Genomic DNA, 19,959 nt, shown 5'->3' on the forward strand with positions numbered 1-19,959 from the left:
GTCGCGGGCCCGCTCTCCCATCCGTGGGGGAGCGGGCCCGTTCCTCGTGTCCAGGAGTGGAGAGCAGTGGTCAACGATTGCGCCGAGCAGCCGCCGGTGAAGGACGGCCCGGCCGACGGCCACGTCCGGGTCCGGCTCGACCTCGCCTACCAGGGCGCCGGGTTCTCCGGCTGGGCCCGCCAGAAGGGCGGCCGCCGGACGGTGCAGGAGGAGATCGAGACCGCGCTGCAGGTCGTCACCCGCAGCCGGGAGCTGTTCCCGCTGACCGTGGCCGGCCGCACCGACGCCGGGGTGCACGCGCGCGGCCAGGTCGCGCACGTCGACCTGCCGGCCGAGCTGTGGGAGGCGCACCGGGAGAAGCTGCTGCGCCGGCTGGCCGGCCGCCTCCCCGGGGACGTCCGGATCTACCGGGTCGGCGAGGCGCCGGCCGGGTTCGACGCCCGCTTCTCCGCGGTCTGGCGCCGGTACGCCTACCGGGTCGCCGACCACCCCGGCGGGGTGGACCCGCTGCTGCGCGGCCACGTGCTCTGGCACGACCGCCCGCTCGACCTGGACCGGATGAACGCCGCCGCGCGGCTGCTGCTGGGCGAGCACGACTTCGCCGCGTACTGCAAGAAGCGCGAGGGCGCCACCACCATCCGCACCCTGCTGGAGCTGCACTGGGACCGCGTCCCGGTGGACCCGTACGCGGCCCAGGAGGGCTCGCTCGCGGTCGCCACGGTGCGGGCCGACGCCTTCTGCCACAACATGGTCCGGGCGCTGGTCGGCGCGATGCTGCTGGTCGGTGACGGGCACCGGCCGGTGGAGTTCCCCGGTGAGGTGCTGGCCGGCGGGGTGCGCAACTCCGCCGTCAACGTGATCCGGCCGTACGGGCTCACGCTGGAGGAGGTCGGCTACCCGCCGGACGACCAGCTGGCCGAGCGCAACCGCGCCGCCCGCCGGATGCGCACCCTGCCCGGGCAGCAGCCGGCCGCCGGGTAATCCGTTTGGGCCCGGCGCGCCCGCTTGGGAGAATCGCTCCCATGGGACACGTCGAGATTTCGCACCTGGAGTACTACCTGCCGGACGGGCGCGTGTTGTTCGACGACGCGTCCTTCCGGGTGGGCGAGGGCGCCGCCGTCGCCCTGGTGGGCGCCAACGGCGCCGGCAAGACCACCCTGCTGCGCATGATCGCGGGGGACCTCCAGCCGCACGGCGGCTCGGTGACGATCAGCGGCGGGCTCGGCGTGATGCGCCAGTTCGTCGGGACGACCGGCCGCGAGGACCAGGAGTCCACCCCGGGCGCGCTGCCGGCCGACGCCTCGGTGCGCGACCTGCTGGTGTCCGTCGCCCCCGAGCGGATCGCCCGGGCCGCCCGCGCGGTGGACGCCGCCGAGCTGGCGATGATCGCCCAGGACGACGAGAAGACGCAGATGGCCTACGCCCAGTCGCTCTCCGACTGGGCCGACGCCGGCGGCTACGACTACGAGACCGACTGGGACGTCTGCACCATGGCGGCCCTCGGGGTGCCCTTCGAGAAGGCCCAGTGGCGGGGCCTGAACACCCTCTCCGGCGGCGAGCAGAAGCGGCTGGTGCTGGAGGCGCTGCTGCGCGGCCCCGAGGAGGTGCTGCTGCTCGACGAGCCCGACAACTACCTGGACGTCCCGGCCAAGCGCTGGCTGGAGGAGGCGATCAGGGCCACCTCGAAGACCGTCCTGTTCATCTCGCACGACCGCGAGCTGCTCTCCCGGACGGCCGACAAGATCATCGCCGTCGAGACCGGCGCCACCGGCAGCAGCGTCTGGGTGCACGGCGGCGGCTTCGACACCTTCCACGAGGCCCGCAAGGCCCGCTTCGAGCGCTTCGAGGAGCTGCGCCGCCGCTGGGACGAGGAGCACGCCAAGCTCAAGAAGCTGGTCGTCACCCTGCGCCAGGCCGCGGCCGTCAGCCACGAGATGGCCTCCCGCTACGCCGCCGCCCAGACCAGGCTGAAGAAGTTCGAGGACGCCGGCCCGCCGGAGACGCCGCCGCGCGAGCAGACCATCACCATGCGGCTCAAGGGCGGGCGCACCGGCGTGCGCGCCGTCACCCTGGAGCAGCTGGAGCTCACCGGCCTGATGCGCCCCTTCGACCTGGAGGTCTTCTACGGCGAGCGGGTCGCGGTGCTGGGCGCCAACGGCGCCGGCAAGTCGCACCTGCTGCGGCTGCTGGCCGGCGACACCACCGTCGAGCACACCGGGCAGTGGAAGCTCGGGGCGCGGGTGGTGCCCGGGCACTTCCGGCAGACCCACGCCCACCCGGAGCTGTTCGGCCGCACCGTGCGCTCGATCGTCGAGGAGGAGCACGCGCTCAGCCGCGGCGCCGCGATGGGCGCGCTGCGCCGGTACGAGCTGGACCGCCAGGAGGAGCAGAAGTTCGAGTCGCTGTCCGGCGGGCAGCAGGCCCGGCTGATGATCCTCAAGCTCGAACTCTCCGGCGTGACGGCCCTGTTGCTGGACGAGCCGACGGACAACCTGGACCTGGAGAGCGCCGAGGCGCTGCAGGCCGGCCTGGAGGCCTTCGAGGGCACCGTGCTGTGCGTCACCCACGACCGCTGGTTCGCCAGGAGCTTCGACCGCTTCCTGGTGTTCGGTGCGGACGGCCGGGTCTACGAGTCGCCCGAGCCGGTCTGGGACGTCAACCGGGTGGAGCGCGAACGCTGAGTGACGGCGGGGGCCGGTCCGGGGCGTTTTTGACCCGCTCCGGCCCTGCCGGTAACCTGGACGCTTGATGTGCGTATTGGCTCGCTCTATCTCACGTGAGAGGTCGGTACGCCGGAGACATCAGGTCGTCGACCAGCGGTCCCCCTTGAATTGCGTCCAAGGGGGATCAGGCTGCTCTTCCGTCCGGGTGCTCCTGTCAGGACTCACTCACTGAAAAGCGAAGGCTACGACCGTGCGTACGTACAGCCCCAAGCCCGGCGACGTCCAGCGTCAGTGGCACGTCATCGACGCGACCGACGTCGTGCTCGGCCGCCTGGCCTCCCAGGCCGCCAACCTCCTCCGGGGCAAGCACAAGGCGATCTACGCGCCGCACGTTGACACTGGTGACTTCGTCATCATCATCAACGCCGACAAGGTGCACCTGTCCGGCAACAAGAAGACCCAGAAGCTGGCCTACCGCCACTCGGGCTTCCCGGGCGGTCTGCGCTCGGTGCGCTACGACGACCTGCTGGCGAACAACCCGGAGAAGGCCGTCGAGAAGGCCATCAAGGGCATGATCCCCAAGAACAGCCTGGGCCGTCAGATGCTCTCGAAGCTGAAGGTCTACTCGGGCGACCAGCACCCCCACGCTGCCCAGCAGCCGGTGCCGTTCGAGATCACCCAGGTCGCGCAGTAATTCGGCCACCAAGCCCCCCAACACTGAAAAGAGCTGAGGAACACCGTGGCCGAGACCACTGAAACCCTTGAGGTCGACTTCGACGAGAACGTCGTCGAGGGCGAGTACACCTCCGAGGAGAGCTACACCTCCGAGTCCCTGGCCGGCCGCTTCGGCGAGGCCGTTCCGGGCGCGGGCCTGGGCCGCCGCAAGGAGGCGATCGCCCGCGTGCGCATCGTCCCCGGCACCGGCCAGTGGAAGATCAACGGTCGCACCCTCGAGGACTACTTCCCGAACAAGGTGCACCAGCAGACCGTGAACGAGCCCTTCAAGCTCCTTGAGCTGGACGGCCGTTACGACGTCGTCGCCCGCATCAGCGGTGGCGGCGTCTCCGGCCAGGCCTACGCGCTGCGCCTCGGTGTCGCCCGTGCCCTGAACGAGGCGGACGTGGACAACAACCGCGGCGCCCTCAAGAAGGCCGGCTTCCTGACCCGTGACGCCCGCGCCGTCGAGCGCAAGAAGGCCGGTCTGAAGAAGGCCCGCAAGGCGCCGCAGTACAGCAAGCGCTAATCGCCTCCCCGGGGGTGCGCTCCGCCCTGGCGGCGCACCCCCTGGATGTGCGAAACCGTCGCCCCGGAGTACCTCGTGTACTCCGGGGCGACGTGTTCCCCGGCTACTGTGCGGCGGCCGGGATCATCGGTTGGGTTCCGAGCAGTGGTGATGGAGGAACGGGACAGTGGGACGACTCTTCGGTACGGACGGCGTGCGCGGGGTGGCCAACGAGGGCCTGACGGCGGAGCTGGCGCTCGGCCTGTCGGTCGCGGCGGCCCATGTGCTCGGCGAGGCCGGCGCCTTCGACGGCCACCGGCCGGTCGCGGTGGTCGGCCGTGACCCGCGCGCCTCGGGCGAGTTCCTGGAGGCCGCCGTCATCGCCGGCCTGGCGAGCGCCGGCGTCGACGTCCTGCGGGTCGGCGTGCTGCCCACCCCGGCCGTGGCGTACCTCACCGGCGCGCTCGGCGCCGACTTCGGCGTGATGCTGTCCGCCAGCCACAACGCCATGCCGGACAACGGCATCAAGTTCCTCGCCCGCGGCGGCCACAAGCTGGACGACCGCATCGAGGACGCGATCGAGACCCACTACCGCAAGCACACGCTGGGCGACGAGGACTGGAACCGTCCGACCGGCGCGGCCGTCGGCCGGGTGCGCGAGTACACCGAGGGCTTCGACAAGTACGTCGCCCACCTGATCGGCGTGCTGCCCAACCGCCTGGACGGCATCAGGGTCGTCATCGACGGCGCCCACGGCGCGGCCGCCTACGTCGCCCCCGAGGCCTTCGCCCGGGCCGGCGCCGAGGTGGTCCACACCCTGGGGGCCGAGCCCACCGGCCTCAACATCAACGACGGCGTCGGCTCCACCCACCTGGACCGGCTGCGCGCCGCGATGAAGGAGCACCGGGCCGACCTGGGCATCGCCCTGGACGGCGACGCCGACCGCTGCCTGGCCGCCGACGCCGAGGGCAACGAGGTGGACGGCGACCAGATCATCGCCATCCTCGCGGTCGCCATGAAGGAGGCCGGCACCCTGCGCGGCAACACCGCGGTGGCCACCGTGATGTCCAACCTGGGCTTCAAGCTGGCGATGCAGCGCGAGGGCATCGAGCTGGTGGAGACCGCCGTCGGCGACCGCTACGTGCTGGAGGCGATGAAGGAGCACGGCTTCGCGCTGGGCGGCGAGCAGTCCGGCCACGTGATCCTGCTGGACCACGCCACCACCGGTGACGGCACCCTGACCGGGCTGATGCTGGGCGCCCGGCTGGCCGCCACCAAGCAGCCGCTGGCCGACCTCGCCGCCGTGATGACCCGGCTGCCGCAGGTGCTGATCAACGTCAAGGGCGTCGACAAGTCCCGGGTGCGGACCAGCACCGAGCTGGCCGCCGCGGTCGCCGAGGCCGAGGCGGAGCTGGGCTCCACCGGCCGGGTGCTGCTGCGCCCGTCGGGCACCGAGCCGCTGGTCCGGGTGATGGTCGAGGCCGCCGACCCGGCACAGGCCGAGACGGTCGGGCAGCGGCTGGCCGAGGCGGTGCGCACCCACCTGGGCTGACCCCGGGGACGGCGAAGGGCCCCCGCGGCGCGCGGGGGCCCTTCGCCGTCGTGCGGGCGCTCGCCCGGCGCCGTGCGGCGGTCGGCGCGCTCAGAGCTTGCGCAGCAGCGCCCGGCGGACCTTGTGGTCCGCGCCCTTCTGGAGGACCAGGGTGGCCCGGCCGCGGGTCGGCAGCACGTTCTCCAGCAGGTTGGGCTTGTTGATGGTGCGCCAGACCTGCCGGCCGTACTCCATCGCCTCCTCCTCCGGCACCTCGGTGAAGCGGCGGAAGTAGGAGTTCGGGTCCTGGAAGGCGGTCTGCCGCAGCTTGCGGAAGCGGTCCAGGTACCAGTGCTCGATGTCGTCGGTCCGGGCGTCGACGTAGATCGAGAAGTCGAAGTAGTCGGCCACCGCGAGGCGGGTGCGGCCGTCGGTGCCGGGCAGGGCCGGCTGGAGCACGTTCAGGCCTTCGACGATCAGGATGTCCGGGCGCTCCACCGTCAGCCGCTCGCCCTGCACGATGTCGTACACCAGGTGCGAGTAGACCGGCGCGCTGACCCGCTCCTTGCCGGCCTTCACGTCCGCGACGAAGCGCATCAGCGCCCGGCGGTCGTACGACTCCGGGAAGCCCTTGCGGGCCATCAGGCCGCGCCGGCGCAGCTCCGCGTTGGGGAGCAGGAAGCCGTCGGTGGTGACCAGCTCGACCCGGGGGTGCTCGGGCCAGCGGGCGAGCAGCGCCTGGAGCAGGCGGGCCGTGGTGGACTTGCCGACCGCGACGGAGCCGGCCACGCCGATGATGAACGGGGTGCGGGTGCGCTCGGTGTCCGGGGTGTCCAGGAAGGTGCCCAGCGTGCCGCGCAGCTCGTGCGTGGCGTGGATGTAGAGGTTCAGCAGGCGCGACAGCGGCAGGTAGACGTCGCGCACCTCGTCCAGGTCGAGGGCGGTGCCGAGCCCGCGCAGCCGTTCCACCTCCTCGGCGGTCAGCGGCATCGGCGTACGCTCGCGCAGCGCGCTCCACTCGGCCCGGCTGAGGTCCACGTAGGGCGACGGGGACGGGCCGGGCGCGGGGGCGCCCCGCGTACAGAGTTCGGTCAGCACATGCTCCATTGTGAGCGGTAGCGGCGTTCACGGTGGCTGTGGTGTCGGTCACGCAGTGTTCCCGCGCGGCGGGAAAACGGCCACAGAACCGCCCTTATGCTGGCACGCATGTGCGGAATTGTTGGATATGTGGGCGGTCAGTCCGCCCTTGACGTCGTCATCGCAGGCTTGCAGCGACTGGAGTACCGGGGCTACGACTCGGCCGGTGTCGCGGTGCAGGTCCAGGACTCCCAGGGGCAGTGGAGCCTGGCCACCGACAAGCGGGCGGGCAAGCTCGCCAACCTGGAGAAGTCGCTCGCCGAGTCCCCTCTGCCCGGCGGCACCACCGGCATCGGCCACACCCGCTGGGCCACCCACGGCGGCCCGACGGACGCCAATGCCCACCCCCACCTGGACGACCACCAGCGGGTCGCGGTGGTGCACAACGGCATCATCGAGAACTTCGCGCAGCTGCGCGCCGAGATCGCCGAGCGCGGCCACACGCTGCGCTCCGAGACCGACACCGAGGTCGTCGCCCACCTGCTGGGCGAGGCCTACGCGGGTGACCTCGCCGAGGCCATGCGGGTGGTCTGCCGTCAGCTGGAGGGCGCCTTCACCCTCGTCGCCGTGCACGCGGACGCGCCGGACGTGGTGGTCGGCGCCCGCCGCAACTCGCCGCTGGTGGTCGGCCGCGGCGAGGGCGAGAACTTCCTCGCCTCGGACGTCGCCGCCTTCATCGCCCACACCCGCGAGGCGGTCGAGCTGGGCCAGGACCAGGTCGTCGAGCTGCGCAGGGAGGGCGTGACCGTCACGAACTTCGACGGCACCCCGGCCGACGTGCGCGAGTACCACGTCGACTGGGACGCCTCGGCCGCCGAGAAGGGCGGCTACGACTACTTCATGCTCAAGGAGATCGCCGAGCAGCCGAAGGCCGTCGCCGACACCCTGCTCGGCCGGATCGGCACCGACGGCCGGCTGACCCTCGACGAGCTGCGGATCTCCGACGCCGACCTGCGCTCGGTCGACAAGGTCGTCATCGTGGCCTGCGGCACGGCCTTCCACGCGGGCATGATCGCCAAGTACGCGATCGAGCACTGGACCCGCATCCCCTGCGAGGTCGAGGTCGCCTCCGAGTTCCGCTACCGCGACCCGATCATGGGCCCGGGCACGCTGGTCATCGCGATCTCGCAGTCCGGCGAGACCATGGACACCCTGATGGCCCTGCGGCACGCCCGCGAGCAGGGTGCCAAGGTGCTGGCGATCTGCAACACCAACGGCTCCACCATCCCGCGCGAGTCGGACGCGGTGCTGTACACCCACGCCGGTCCGGAGGTCGCCGTCGCCTCCACCAAGGCGTTCCTGACCCAGCTGGTCGCCTGCTACCTCGTCGCCCTGTACCTGGGCCAGGTCCGCGGCACCAAGTGGGGCGACGAGATCTTCGCCGTCATCAAGGAGCTCGGCGACGCGCCGAAGCAGGTCGAGCAGGTCCTGGAGACCATGGAGCCGGTGCGCGAGCTGGCCCGCTCGCTGGCCGACGCCCGCTCGGTGCTGTTCCTCGGGCGCCACGTCGGCTTCCCGGTGGCCCTGGAGGGCGCGCTCAAGCTCAAGGAGCTGGCGTACATGCACGCCGAGGGCTTCGCGGCGGGCGAGCTCAAGCACGGCCCGATCGCGCTGATCGAGGAGGGGCTGCCGGTCGTGGTGGTCGTGCCCTCGCCGCGCGGCCGGTCGATCCTGCACGACAAGATCGTCTCCAACATCCAGGAGATCCGGGCCCGCGGTGCCCGCACGATCGTGATCGCCGAGGAGGGCGACGAGGCCGTCGTCCCGTACGCGGACCACCTGATCCGCATCCCGGCCACCCCGACCCTGCTGCAGCCGCTGGTCTCCACCGTCCCGCTGCAGGTCTTCGCCTGCGAGCTGGCCACGGCCAAGGGCCACGAGGTGGACCAGCCGCGCAACCTGGCCAAGTCGGTCACCGTCGAGTAGCGACGGCGCGGTGCCCCTGCGGTGGCTGCGTCCTACCGCAGGGGCGCCGTGTCGAGCCCTTCGGCTGCCTCCCGTGCCGCGGTACGGGCGGACCGGGCGACGACGCGCTCGTGCTCCCCGCCCTGACGAGGGGTCACGGTGCTCTCCTGCCCGCCCGGAGGAGTTCGATCCTGCGGGGACGCGCAGCCTCGGGAACGACTGAAGGGTGTCCACGGGTGGCACCGTAGGCGTACAGCCGGGTGTGGGCGGGGGACCGTCGTAGGGGTCACCCGAAAGTGCGCCCGGGCCCGGTACCGGCCGACTGCCGAAGGAGTTCTCCCCATGCGCCATGCACACCCTGTGGACACCGTCCGGGCCGCCGAGGCCGCGCTGATGGCGCGGCTGCCGGAGGGCGCGCTGATGCAGCGGGCGGCCGCCGGCCTGGCCGCGACCTGCGCGCGGCTGCTGACCGGGCGCCGGGGGCGGGTGTACGGCAGCCGGGTGACGGTGCTCGCGGGCAGCGGGGACAACGGGGGTGACGCCCTGTACGCGGGGGCCGCGCTGGCCCGGCGCGGGGCGCGGGTGACGGCGGTACTGCTGGCGCCGGACAAGGCGCACGGAGGCGGGCTGGCCGCACTGCGGGCCGCCCGCGGACGGGTGACGGTGGAGCAGGAAGTCGGCCTGGCCGACTTCTCGCGCGCGGACCTGGTGCTGGACGGCATCGTCGGCATCGGCGGCCGGGGCGGGCTGCGCCCCGAGGCGGTGCCGTACGCGCGGGCCGGGCGGTCCGGGACGGTGGTGGCGGTGGACCTGCCGAGCGGGGTGGACGCGGACACCGGCGAGGTGCCGGGCGTGGCGCTGCGCGCGGACGTCACGGTCTGCTTCGGCACGTACAAGCCCGGGCTGCTGGTCGACCCGGGGGCGTCCTACGCGGGCGCCGTGCAGCTGGTCGGCCTCGGGCTGGAGCTGCCCCGGCCGCGGGTGACGGCGCTCCAGCACGCGGACGTGGCGGCGCTGCTGCCGGTGCCGGACACGGAGAGCGACAAGTACCGGCGCGGGGTGGTCGGGGTGGCGGCCGGCTCGGCGACCTACCCGGGGGCGGCGCTGCTCGCGGTGGCCGGGGCGCTGCACGGCGGCGCGGGCGCCGTCCGGTACGTCGGCACGGCGGCCGAGGAGGTGGTGCGGCGCTTCCCGGAGGCGCTGGTCACCGAGGGCGGGCCGGCCGGGGCCGGGCGGGTGCAGGCCTGGGTGGTCGGGCCGGGCGGCGGCGAGGGCGCGCGGCAGGCGCTGACCGAGGCGCTGGCGGGCGACGTCCCGGTGCTGGTGGACGCGGACGGGCTGACCGAGCTGGGCCGGCTCGGCCCGGACGCGCTGGCCGGCCGCACCGCGCCCACCCTGCTCACCCCGCACACCGGCGAGGCCGCCCGGCTGCTCGCGGGCGCCGAGGGCGGCGCGCCGCCGGCCGCCGCCGACCTGGCCGCGGCCCGGCTGGCCACCGCCCGCCGGCTGGCGGCCGGCTACCGCGCGACGGTGCTGCTGAAGGGCTCCACCACGGTGGTCGCCGACCCGGGCGGGGACGTCCGGGTGAACCCCACCGGGACGTCCTGGCTGGCCACCGCCGGCAGCGGCGACGTCCTGGCCGGACTGGCGGGCTCGCTCCTCGCGGCCGGCCTCTCCCCGCTGGACGCCGCGTCGGCGGCCGCCTACCTGCACGGCCTGGCCGGCCGCGAGGCCGCGGGCGCCCCGGGCGCGCCGACGACGGCGCTCGCGGTGGCCGGGGCGCTCCCGGCGGTGTGGCGGGCGGTGCGGGCCGACTGACCGGGGGCCGGCCCGGGGCGGCGCAGGGGCCGGGAAGCGGAACCGGACGGCCCGTCGGACGCGTCCGTACCAGGGATGACGAGCGGTTCGCCGCAGGTCGGCGCGGTGCGCGCGGCCCGGGCGTCGGCCGCCGCGCCGACGGGCCGTTCGGCGAGGACTCCGGGACGTCTGGGAGACTGACCCTGATGACAACTGCGAACACGACCGGCACGGCCACCCTCACCGACGGCGCACGGGCCGAGGCGACCATCGATCTCGCCGCCCTGCGCGGCAACCTCGCCGCCCTGCGCGAGCGCGTCGGCAGCGCGGCCGTGATGCTCGCGGTCAAGGCGGACGCCTACGGCCACGGCGCGGTCGAGTGCGCCCGCGAGGCGGTCGCGAACGGCGTCGGCTGGCTCGGCTGCGCGACGCCGGACGAGGCGCTGGCGCTGCGGGCCGCGGGCATCCGCCCCGAGCAGGCCCGCGTCCTGTGCTGGCTGTGGACGCCGGGCGGGCCGTGGCGCGAGGCGCTGCGCGCGGACCTGGACATCTCGGTCAGCGGCCAGTGGGCGCTGGACGAGCTGCTGCCCGCCGTGCGCGAGACCGGCATCCCGGCCCGGGTGCACCTGAAGGCCGACACCGGCCTCGGCCGCAACGGCTGCCAGCCGCACGACTGGCCGCAGCTGGTGGCCGCCGCCCGCCGGGCCGAGGCGCAGGGGCTGCTGAAGGTCGTCGGCGTCTGGTCGCACTTCGCCGCGGCGGACGAGCCGGGCCACCCGTCGATCCGCGCCCAGCTGGACTCCTACCGGACCGCGCTGGCCGCGGCCGAGGCCGCCGGGCTGCGCCCCGAGGTCCGGCACCTGGCGAACTCCCCGGCCGCCCTGCTGCTGCCCGAGTCGCACTTCGACCTGGTCCGCACCGGCCTGGCCGCGTACGGGCTGTCGCCGGTGCCCGAGGTGGGCTCGCCGGCCGACTTCGGGCTGCGCCCGGTGATGGCGCTGACCGCGCGGCTGGCGCTGGTCAAGCACGTCCCCGGCGGGCACGGGGTCAGCTACGGCCACCACTACACGACGCCGGGCGCGACCACCCTGGGCCTGGTGCCCGTCGGCTACGGCGACGGCATCCCCCGGCACGCCAGCGGCACCGGCCCGGTGCTGGTCGACGGCAAGTGGCGCACGGTGGCCGGGCGGGTCGCGATGGACCAGTTCGTGGTGGACCTCGGCGGCGACACCCCGGCGATCGGCGACGAGGTGCTGCTGTTCGGCAACGGCGAGCGCGGCGAGCCCACCGCCGAGGACTGGGCCCGCGCCTGCGGCACCATCTCGTACGAGATCGTCACCCGGATCGGCGCCCGGGTGCCCCGCCGCCACGTGGGCGGCAGCCACGCCGGGGGTGCGTCGGCATGACCGACTCCCCGGCCGCGGGCGGTCCGGTCGCGGCCGGTCCGGTCGCGGCCGTCGCCAAGGCGGCCGACGCCGCGCGCGGGGTGAGCCGGGCGGGCGTGATCGGGATCTCGGTCGGCGTGCTGGCGGCCGGGGCGGCCGCGGGCGTCGCGATAGAGCGGCTGACCGTCGGCCGGGCGACCCGCCGCCGGGCCCGGGCCGAGCTGGACGCGAACGCCCCGTACGGCTCGCTGCGCGGCCGGCCGAGCACGGTGACCGCACCGGACGGCACCGAGCTGTACGTCGAACTGGACGGCACCGGCTGGGACGCGCCGGACGACGGCCGGACGGCCGACGGTGCCGAGCCGCTGACCGTGGTGTTCTGCCACGGCTACTGCCTCAACCAGGACAGCTGGCACTTCCAGCGCGCCGCGCTGCGCGAGGGCCTGCGGCTGGTCTTCTGGGACCAGCGCAGCCACGGGCGCTCCGAGCGCTCCCGCTCGTTCCTGGCGGGCGAGCCGGCCGGCATCGACCAGCTGGGCGGCGACCTCGGGGCGGTGGTCGACGCCGTCGCCCCGACCGGGCCGCTGGTGCTGGTCGGCCACTCGATGGGCGGCATGACGGTGATGGCGCTGGCCGACCAGCGCCCGGAGCTGTTCCGCGAGCGCGTCGCCGGGGTGGCGCTGGTCGGCACCCTCGCCGGGGGCTGGAACGACGTCAGCCTCGGCCTCCCGAAGGCCGGCGCGAAGCTGTTCAGGAGGGTCGCGCCGGGGGTGGTGAAGCTGCTGGGCCGCCAGGTCGACCTGGTGGAGGCGACCAGGCGGCTGGGTTCGGAGGTGGCCGCCGTGTTCTACCGGAGGTTCTCCTTCGGCGGCCGGGACGTCGACCCGGGCGTGCTGCGCTTCGCCGAGCAGCTGCTGGACGCCACGCCGATCGACGTGGTCGCCGAGTTCTACCCGGTGTTCGGCGCGCACGAGAAGTACGAGGCGCTGGCCGCCCTGCGCGGCCTGCCCGCACTGGTGCTGGCCGGCACGAAGGACCTGCTGACGCCCTCGTCGCACAGCGAGGCGATGGCCGAGCGGCTGCCCGGCGCGGAGCTGGTCCTGGTCGAGGGCGCCGGGCACCTGGTGATGCTGGAGCGCCCGGAGCTGGTCGACCACGAGCTGGCCCGGCTGCTGCGCCGGGCGGCCGGTTTCGCCGGGGCCGCGCCGCTGCCCGCGGCCGTCCTCGACCTGGCCGCCGCCGGGGAGCGGGGCGCGGAGGGCGTCGTCGACCCCGTGTGAGCCCCGGGTGCCCGCCGATGTGGCACCGTAGCGGTGGCGCCCGGCGGTCGGTGCGCCGGTACGGATCGAAGGGCAAGACACGCGCATGGGCTCGCACGCCACTCTCACCGTCCCCACCCCGGAGCGGATGGGCCGGCTCGGCCGGGAGCTGGCCGCGCTGCTGCGGCCGGGTGACCTGGTGCTGCTCTCCGGCGAGCTGGGGGCGGGGAAGACCACGCTGACCCGGGGGCTGGGGGAGGGGCTGGGCGTCCGCGGGGCGGTGACCTCGCCGACCTTCGTGATCGCCCGGGTGCACCCCTCGCTGGTCGGCGGCCCGGCGCTGGTGCACGTGGACGCGTACCGGCTGGGCGGGGACCTGGACGAGATGGAGGACCTCGACCTGGACGTCTCGCTGCCCGAGTCGGTGGTCGTGGTCGAGTGGGGCGAGGGCAAGGTCGAGCGGCTGTCCGAGGACCGGCTGGAGGTCCGGATCGAGCGCGCCATCGGCGGCACCGCCGAGGGGGACGACCAGGACCCGCGCCGGGTGGAGCTGACCGGCATCGGCCCGCGCTGGGCGAACGTGGCGCTGGCGGCGCTCGGGTAGCCGAGGGCGCCGCTGCCGGGCGGCCGCGGTCGGCGGCGGTCCGGGGCCGCGCCTGTGGCGAGCCGCCGCCGACATCGTTCCGACAGAGTGTCGGCAAGATGTTGCGGCGGGGGTGCCGGGCGTGGTGGGATGGGTGCTGCGGTTAGGTCTGCCTAACTAGGGAGGCGCCATGTCGAGCACCACCCCCGCCCCGCAGCGCGCGGTCCCCGCCGCCGGGGCCGGAGAGCCCGCCCGCCGTGCTCCGGGAGAGCCGATGCGGGCGCTGCTGGCCGCCTGCGCGGCCGCCGCGGCGGTGTCCACCCCGCCGGAACCGCGGCCCGGACACGAGGAAGAACGGCCCGGACACGACGAACGGCCCGAGGCGCTGACGCCCCGGGCCGCCTGAGGCCTGCCCGGCCCGTGGCCGCCCGGAGCACCCGGGCCGCCACGGCCGGTACGGATCAGGGGACCACGACCACCCTGGTCTCCTTGGGCGCGAAGTCCCAGAGCAGCTGCCCCTCGGCGCGGCCGCTGCGGATGCCGCCGGTCTTGACGCTCGGATCGGTGGTCGCCGTCGCGCCGTCCACCGCCGCGCTGAAGCCGAACACCACGCCGTTCAGCTGGGCGAAGCGCACCACGTGCTCGACCTGCTTGCCGTCCGTCCCGGTGGTGCTCGGGGTGCGGCTGGACACCGCGTAGTTGCCCGGCGCCGGCTCCACCGAGCCCGGGGTGACCGGGAAGGCGGCCGAGACCTGCGGGCTCTTCTTCGGGTCGACCAGCCAGACGTAGTGGTTGCCGATCGAGTAGACGACCCGGAGTCCGGTGCCGGAGTTGCCCGGCAGGGCGGGGACGGTCGGGGTGGCCGAGGCGGTCGGCGCCGCGGCGGTGGCCGTGCCGGTCGCCGTGGTGGTGGCGGTGGGCCTGGGGCCGCCGGCCCGGTCCTGGGCGCCGTTGGCCTGGAAGGCCAGCAGGCTCACCACCGCCAGGGCCCCCAGGGTCAACCCCGTGACCACCACTCCAGGACCCATCTTCGCCACGTCGCCGCTCCCGCCGCCGTCCCTTTACGTACGGCCCCATCGTGCCAGGTTCATCCGCGCGGGTCGCAGCGGCCGGACGTGTGTTCCCCGGTCGTACGCCCTGCCGATCGGCCGGTCGGCCCAACCTCGGTCTAACCTTGACCCGTGCTGCTGCTCGCGTTCGACACCGCTACCCCCGCCGTCACCGCCGCCGTCCACGACGGCACGGCCGTCCTCGCCGAGACCCACCAGGTCGACGCCAGGCGGCACGGCGAACTGCTGTTGCCCGCCATCGACGGGGTGCTGCGGGCCGCCGGCGTGGACAAGCACCGGCTGACCGGCATCGCGGTCGGCGTCGGCCCCGGCCCGTACACCGGCCTGCGGGTCGGCCTGGTGACCGCCGCGGCGCTCGGCCACGCCCTCGGGCTGCCGGTGCACGGCGTCTGCACCCTGGACGCGATCGCCTTCCAGGCCCGCGCCGAGGGCCTGGCCGGGCAGCCGTTCACGGTCGCCACCGACGCGCGCCGCAAGGAGGTCTACTGGGCCTCGTACGACGCCGAGGGCCGCCGCACCGAGGGCCCCGGCGTCGAGCGCCCGGCCGCGCTGGCCCCGCAGGAGCGCTCCGTCGGCGCCGGCGCGCTGCTCTACCCCGACGCCTTCCCGGGGGCGTGCGGCCCCGAGCACGTCTCGGCCGGCGCCCTGGCCGGCTTCGCCGCCGCCGAGCTGGCCGCCGGGCGCGAGCTGCTGCCGAACGTCCCGCTGTACCTGCGCCGCCCGGACGCCCAGGTCCCGGCGGGCTACAAGGCGGTGCTCCCGGCGTGAACCACGGCACCACCCTGCGCCCGATGCGCTGGTGGGACATCGAGCCGGTGCTGGAACTGGAGCTGCGGCTCTTCCCCGAGGACGCCTGGTCCGCCGGGATGTTCTGGTCCGAGCTCGCCGAGACCCACCCCGGCGGCACCCGCCACTACACCGTCGCGACCGCCCCGGACGGCACGGTCGTCGGCTACGCCGGACTGATGGCCGTCGCCGGCGAGGGGGACGTCCAGACCATCGCCGTCGACGGGCGCCACCAGGGCGCCGGCCTCGGCACGGCGCTGCTCACCGACCTGATCCGGGAGGCCGCCCGGCGCGAGTGCGCCGAGCTCCTGCTGGAGGTGCGGGTGGACAACCCGCGCGCCCAGCGGCTCTACGAGCGCCACGGCTTCGAACCGGTGGGCATCCGGCGCGGCTACTACCAGCCCGCCAACGTCGACGCGCTGGTGATGCGCCTCGACCACCCGAGTACGGACAGCACCGAACCGAAGGACATTGAGGACACCCGCCATGGCTGACGAACCGCTCGTCCTCGGCATCGAGACCTCCTGCGACGAGACCGGCGTCGGCATCGTGCGCGGCACGACGCTGCTGGCCGACGCGGTCGCCTCCAGCGTCAACGACCACGCCCGCTTCGGCGGCGTCGTCCCGGAGATCGCCAGCCGGGCGCACCTGGAGGCGATGGTCCCGACCATCCAGCGCGCCCTGGACACCGCCGGGGTCAAGGCGAGCGACCTGGACGGCATCGCCGTGACCGCCGGCCCCGGCCTGGCCGGGGCGCTGCTGGTCGGTGTCAGCGCCGCGAAGGCGTACGCCTGGGCGCTGGACAAGCCGCTCTACGGGGTCAACCACCTCGCCTCGCACATCTGCGTCGACCAGCTGGAGCACGGCCGGCTGCCCTCGCCGACGATGGCCCTGCTGGTCTCCGGCGGGCACTCCTCGCTGCTGCTCAGCGAGGACATCACCAGCGACGTCCGCCCGCTCGGCGCGACCATCGACGACGCGGCCGGCGAGGCCTTCGACAAGGTCGCCCGGGTGCTCGGCCTCGGCTTCCCCGGCGGCCCGGTCGTCGACCGCACGGCCCGCGAGGGCGACCCGCAGGCGATCGCCTTCCCGCGCGGCCTGACCGGCCGGAACGACCCGGAGTACGACTTCTCCTTCTCCGGCCTGAAGACCGCCGTCGCCCGCTGGGTGGAGGCCCGGCGCCGGGCCGGCGAGGAGGTGCCGGTCGCCGACGTGGCGGCGTCCTTCCAGGAGGCCGTCACCGACGTGCTCACCCGCAAGGCCGTCAAGGCGTGCAAGGACAACGGCGTCGACCACCTGATGATCGGCGGCGGCGTGGCGGCCAACTCGCGGCTGCGCGAGATGGCCCAGCAGCGCTGCGACCGGGCCGGCATCCGGCTGCGGGTGCCCCGGCCGGGCCTGTGCACCGACAACGGCGCGATGGTCGCGGCGCTGGGCTCCGAGATGGTCTGGCGCGACCGCGCGCCGTCCGCCTTCGACCTGTCGGCGGACTCCTCGCTGCCGGTGACCGAGGTGCACGTGCCGCACACCGACGTCCACGGCCAGGCCTACCAGGCCCTCGGCGGTGGCACGGCATGACCGTCGCCGCCATGTGGGAGGCCCGGGCCGCGGCCGGCCGTGGGGCCGAACTCGCCGCCTGGGTGCGGGAGTCGGTGCTGCCCGCGGTCCGCGGCTCGGCCGGTCTCGACCGCCTGGAACTGCTCTCCGCCCCGGGCGAGCGGGTGCTGCTGATCACCTGGTGGAACGGCGAGCCGGTGCCGGTCGCCGACCCGCCGGCCGAGCTGCTCGGCCGCCCGGTGCACCGCTGGTCCTTCACCAGCGAACACGTCGAGTAGCCCGAGGCCGGGAACCGCCGCGGCGGTCGGTACCGTGCATAGCCGAGAGAAGGCTGGACGGGAACCGGGAGCGCGCAGCGGTGATCAGGGACGGGCGGAGCAGGACCAGGACGTACGCGGCGGGAGCGCTGGCCCTGCTGGCCTTCGCCACCGCCTGCGGCGACAACGGGGGCGGTGGAAGCGCCGCGCCCGCCGCCACCGCGGCGCCCGCGCCCCGGCCGACCGGCGCCGCGCCGACCAGTGCGGCCGCGACCCCGTCGGCCGCCGGCGCCCCGGCGGGCGCGGACGCGGCGGCCTGGGCCAAGTGGGGCCTCACCCCGCTCGCGCCCGCCCCGGCGCCGCCCGCCGACAAGCCGGTCAAGCTCGAACGGACCGGCCCGGTGCCGGTGTTCAGCGAGGTGAAGACCAGCGACAAGGTCGTCTTCATCACCATCGACGACGGCGCCGAGAAGGACCCGAAGTTCGTCGAGATGCTGACCGACCTCAAGGTGCCGATCTCGATGTTCCTGACCCGGGACATCGTCAAGAACGACTACGGCTACTTCAAGCCGCTCCAGGCGCTGGGCAACCACGTCCAGAACCACACCGTGGACCACCCGGTGATGAGCAAGATCCCGGCGGAGAAGCAGAAGTCCGAGATCTGCGACGCCCAGTCCGCGCTCACCCAGCAGTACGGCACCGCCCCGCTGCTGTTCCGTCCGCCGTTCGGCGACGGCGCCAACACCGCGACGCTCAACACCTCGGTCCAGCAGTGCGGGCCGCGCGCGATCGTGCTGTGGCGCGAGTCGATGCAGATCCACGACATGCAGTACCAGGCGGCGGACAAGAAGCTGAGGCCCGGCGACATCGTCCTGGCGCACTTCCGCGGCCCCAAGGAGCTCAAGGGCGCCACGATGACCCAGATGTTCGGCGACCTGCTGGCCCGCATCCAGGAGCAGGGCTTCTCGGTGGCCCGGCTGGAGGACTACATCCAGGCGCCCGCCTCCTGACGCCGGCAGGCGCCTCCCCGGGCCCGCTAGGAGGCCGTGACCGGCTGCCCCAGCATCATCAGCGGCCCGTGGTCGGTGCGGCTGAGGATCACCGTGACGGAGTTCGGCCCGGAGGGCTTGAGCTGGCGGCGCAGCTCCTCCGGGGTGATCGCCATCCCGCGCTTCTTGATCACCACCGTGCCCACCGCCCGCTCGCGCAGCAGCGCCTTCAGCTTCCTGATGTGGAACGGCAGCACGTCGGTGAGCTCGAAGGCGTGCGCGTACGGGGTGGCGACCAGCCGGTCCGAGGTCAGGTAGGCGATCTTCGGGTCGATCAGCCGGCCGCCCACCTGCCCGGCCACCTCGGCCACCAGGTGGGCCCGGATCACCGCGCCGTCCGGCTCGTACAGGTAGCGCCCGACCGGGCCGGCCGGCGGGTCGGGCAGGTCGCCGCCGGTCAGGCTGGCGCCCAGCGGCAGCAGGGTGGCGCGGTGCGGGCCCGCGGCCCCCGTCCCGAACCAGAGCACCGCCTCCTTGACGTCGCCGTGGTCGGAGACCCACTCGGCCTCGGCGTCCCCGGGGACCGCCTCGTGCGGGACGCCCGGGGCGACCTTCAGCGCGCCGACCGGGGTCCGCCGGCCGGCCTCGACCGCCCAGGAGAGCGGCGGGGCGTACGCCTCCGGGTCGAACACCCGGCCGCGCGAGGTGCGCCGGGCCGGGTCGGTGAACACCGCGTCGTAGCCGGCGACGTCCACGTCGGCGACGTCCGCGCAGCGCACCTCGACCAGGTGGGCCAGGCCCAGCGCGGCGGCGTTGGCCGCGGTGGCGGCGCAGGCCGCCGGGTCCCGGTCGACGGCCAGCACCTCGATGCCGGCCCGGGCCAGCGCCAGCACGTCCCCGCCGATGCCGCAGCAGAGGTCCGCCAGCCGCCGGACGCCCAGGGCGGCGAACCGCCGGGCGCGCCACTCGGCCACGCTGCGCCGGGTGGACTGCTCGACCCCGTTGGGCGTGAAGTACATCAGGTCGGCGTCGGCGCCGAACTTCGCCCGCGCCCGCTGCCGCAGCCGGGCCTGCCCGAACGCGGCCGACACCAGCTCCGCCGGGTGCTCCCGCCGCAGGCGGGTCGCCAGCGCGAGCTCCTCCTCGGGGGTGAACTCGCGCAACTCGGCGAGCAGGGCCTGGCCCTCGGGCGTCAGCAGCGGCTGGAGGTTCTCGGTGTCCACGGGGCCATTCTCGCCGCTCGGCCGGGCGGGCGGGGCCGCGGCGCCCGCGGGCTCAGCGGCCGATGACGGGGGCGTCGGCGTTCAGCCAGAGCGCCACCGATACCAGCGGCGCCGCCGCCACCGCGGCGTACGGCGTCAGCCGGTACCCGAGCCGCCAGGCGCCCCAGGCGGCCAGCCCGAGCAGCGTCAGCGCGACCGCGACGCCGAGCACGTCCAGCGCCACCGACCAGGGGCCGTAGAAGGTGAAGAGCTTCAGCGTGCCGAGCAGCACCGAGCCGACCAGCGTCACCGGCACGGCCGCGGCGAGCACCACCGCGGCGAGCAGCAGGTCCGGCGCCCGGTTGATCCGCGGCCGCGCGGGCGGCCCGTTCTCCCTCGCCCGCCGGGGCGGGGCGGGCGGGAGCGCGGGAGCGGCGGCCCCGGGCCGGGGCGGGCCGGTGGGCACCGGGGCGGAGGTCATGGCGAGGAGTCTGCCCGCTCGCGGGGCCGTCGTACACGGGTTCGCCGCACACGGGTACGGCTGCTCGGCGTCGAGCCGGGGCCCCGAGGGCGCGTCGTTGGCACTCTGGTTGACTGAGTGCTAACACGGCCCTAT

Annotated in this window: 20 protein-coding genes; 16 read left to right on the top strand and 4 right to left on the bottom strand. The window is 74.7% G+C overall.

Features of this window, described 5'->3' with window-relative positions:
- The first annotated feature begins 66 nt into the window (after positions 1-66).
- The 5 genes from truA (at position 67) to glmM (ending at position 5,437) form a co-directional block, all read left to right on the top strand.
- Positions 67-981 (top strand): tRNA pseudouridine(38-40) synthase TruA, encoded by a 915-nt coding sequence (gene truA, locus ACH5AR_RS06345; protein WP_396300204.1) that lies wholly within the window; start codon positions 67-69, stop codon positions 979-981.
- A gap of 41 nt (positions 982-1,022) precedes the next feature.
- On the top strand, positions 1,023-2,681 hold the full coding sequence (locus ACH5AR_RS06350; protein WP_396300205.1) for an ABC-F family ATP-binding cassette domain-containing protein: 1,659 nt from the start codon (positions 1,023-1,025) through the stop codon (positions 2,679-2,681).
- A 232-nt stretch (positions 2,682-2,913) separates the two neighbouring features.
- Entirely contained in the window at positions 2,914-3,357 is a 444-nt protein-coding gene (gene rplM, locus ACH5AR_RS06355) for a 50S ribosomal protein L13 (RefSeq protein WP_030055846.1), read from the top strand.
- 45 nt (positions 3,358-3,402) lie between these two features.
- Positions 3,403-3,906 carry a 30S ribosomal protein S9 gene (rpsI, locus tag ACH5AR_RS06360; RefSeq protein ID WP_396300206.1) on the top strand — a complete coding sequence of 168 codons (504 nt, stop codon included), beginning with the start codon at positions 3,403-3,405 and terminating at the stop codon, positions 3,904-3,906.
- A gap of 166 nt (positions 3,907-4,072) precedes the next feature.
- Entirely contained in the window at positions 4,073-5,437 is a 1,365-nt protein-coding gene (gene glmM, locus ACH5AR_RS06365; RefSeq protein ID WP_396300207.1) for a phosphoglucosamine mutase, read from the top strand.
- Positions 5,438-5,527: 90 nt separating this feature from the next.
- On the opposite strand, the gene coaA is transcribed toward glmM, so the two are convergent.
- Positions 5,528-6,523 carry a type I pantothenate kinase gene (gene coaA, locus ACH5AR_RS06370; RefSeq protein WP_396300208.1) on the bottom strand — a complete coding sequence of 332 codons (996 nt, stop codon included), beginning with the start codon at positions 6,521-6,523 and terminating at the stop codon, positions 5,528-5,530.
- Positions 6,524-6,622: 99 nt separating this feature from the next.
- Between coaA and glmS the strand changes: the two genes are divergently transcribed.
- From glmS to ACH5AR_RS06400, 6 genes are all read left to right on the top strand, one after another.
- Positions 6,623-8,479, top strand: a complete 1,857-nt coding sequence (gene glmS / locus ACH5AR_RS06375; RefSeq protein WP_396300209.1) for a glutamine--fructose-6-phosphate transaminase (isomerizing) — start codon at positions 6,623-6,625, stop codon at positions 8,477-8,479.
- A gap of 321 nt (positions 8,480-8,800) precedes the next feature.
- Entirely contained in the window at positions 8,801-10,276 is a 1,476-nt protein-coding gene (locus ACH5AR_RS06380) for an NAD(P)H-hydrate dehydratase (RefSeq protein ID WP_396300210.1), read from the top strand.
- A gap of 185 nt (positions 10,277-10,461) precedes the next feature.
- A complete protein-coding gene (alr, locus tag ACH5AR_RS06385; RefSeq protein ID WP_396300211.1) occupies positions 10,462-11,661 on the top strand; it encodes an alanine racemase in 1,200 nt (399 codons plus the stop codon).
- Positions 11,658-12,920 (top strand): alpha/beta fold hydrolase, encoded by a 1,263-nt coding sequence (locus ACH5AR_RS06390; RefSeq protein ID WP_396300212.1) that lies wholly within the window; start codon positions 11,658-11,660, stop codon positions 12,918-12,920. Before alr ends, ACH5AR_RS06390 begins: the two co-directional genes overlap by 4 nt.
- Before the next feature lie 85 nt (positions 12,921-13,005).
- Complete coding sequence (gene tsaE, locus ACH5AR_RS06395) at positions 13,006-13,503, top strand: tRNA (adenosine(37)-N6)-threonylcarbamoyltransferase complex ATPase subunit type 1 TsaE (RefSeq protein WP_396300213.1); 498 nt, start codon at positions 13,006-13,008, stop codon at positions 13,501-13,503.
- 169 nt (positions 13,504-13,672) lie between these two features.
- Positions 13,673-13,888, top strand: coding sequence for a hypothetical protein (locus ACH5AR_RS06400; RefSeq protein ID WP_396300214.1), 216 nt, complete (start codon positions 13,673-13,675; stop codon positions 13,886-13,888).
- A gap of 55 nt (positions 13,889-13,943) precedes the next feature.
- Here ACH5AR_RS06400 and ACH5AR_RS06405 read toward each other — a convergent pair whose 3' ends face one another.
- Entirely contained in the window at positions 13,944-14,510 is a 567-nt protein-coding gene (locus ACH5AR_RS06405; RefSeq protein ID WP_396300366.1) for a hypothetical protein, read from the bottom strand.
- A 153-nt stretch (positions 14,511-14,663) separates the two neighbouring features.
- Between ACH5AR_RS06405 and tsaB the strand changes: the two genes are divergently transcribed.
- The 5 genes from tsaB (at position 14,664) to ACH5AR_RS06430 (ending at position 18,162) form a co-directional block, all read left to right on the top strand.
- On the top strand, positions 14,664-15,320 hold the full coding sequence (gene tsaB / locus ACH5AR_RS06410) for a tRNA (adenosine(37)-N6)-threonylcarbamoyltransferase complex dimerization subunit type 1 TsaB (protein WP_396300215.1): 657 nt from the start codon (positions 14,664-14,666) through the stop codon (positions 15,318-15,320).
- 23 nt (positions 15,321-15,343) lie between these two features.
- Positions 15,344-15,832 (top strand): ribosomal protein S18-alanine N-acetyltransferase, encoded by a 489-nt coding sequence (rimI, locus tag ACH5AR_RS06415; protein WP_396300367.1) that lies wholly within the window; start codon positions 15,344-15,346, stop codon positions 15,830-15,832.
- On the top strand, positions 15,825-16,916 hold the full coding sequence (gene tsaD / locus ACH5AR_RS06420; RefSeq protein ID WP_396300216.1) for a tRNA (adenosine(37)-N6)-threonylcarbamoyltransferase complex transferase subunit TsaD: 1,092 nt from the start codon (positions 15,825-15,827) through the stop codon (positions 16,914-16,916). Before rimI ends, tsaD begins: the two co-directional genes overlap by 8 nt.
- Complete coding sequence (locus ACH5AR_RS06425) at positions 16,913-17,173, top strand: hypothetical protein (RefSeq protein WP_396300217.1); 261 nt, start codon at positions 16,913-16,915, stop codon at positions 17,171-17,173. Before tsaD ends, ACH5AR_RS06425 begins: the two co-directional genes overlap by 4 nt.
- 80 nt (positions 17,174-17,253) lie before the next feature.
- Complete coding sequence (locus tag ACH5AR_RS06430) at positions 17,254-18,162, top strand: polysaccharide deacetylase family protein (RefSeq protein WP_396300218.1); 909 nt, start codon at positions 17,254-17,256, stop codon at positions 18,160-18,162.
- 26 nt (positions 18,163-18,188) lie between these two features.
- Here the strand turns inward: ACH5AR_RS06430 and ACH5AR_RS06435 are convergent, their stop codons facing one another.
- Positions 18,189-19,364, bottom strand: a complete 1,176-nt coding sequence (locus ACH5AR_RS06435) for a methyltransferase domain-containing protein (protein ID WP_396300219.1) — start codon at positions 19,362-19,364, stop codon at positions 18,189-18,191.
- Between the two features lie 52 nt (positions 19,365-19,416).
- Positions 19,417-19,824, bottom strand: coding sequence for a hypothetical protein (locus tag ACH5AR_RS06440; protein WP_396300220.1), 408 nt, complete (start codon positions 19,822-19,824; stop codon positions 19,417-19,419).
- Positions 19,825-19,959 lie beyond the last annotated feature (135 nt).

Origin of the sequence: Kitasatospora sp. NPDC018619 (assembly GCF_044391605.1) — a bacterium.
In the GTDB taxonomy this organism is placed as follows: domain Bacteria; phylum Actinomycetota; class Actinomycetes; order Streptomycetales; family Streptomycetaceae; genus Kitasatospora.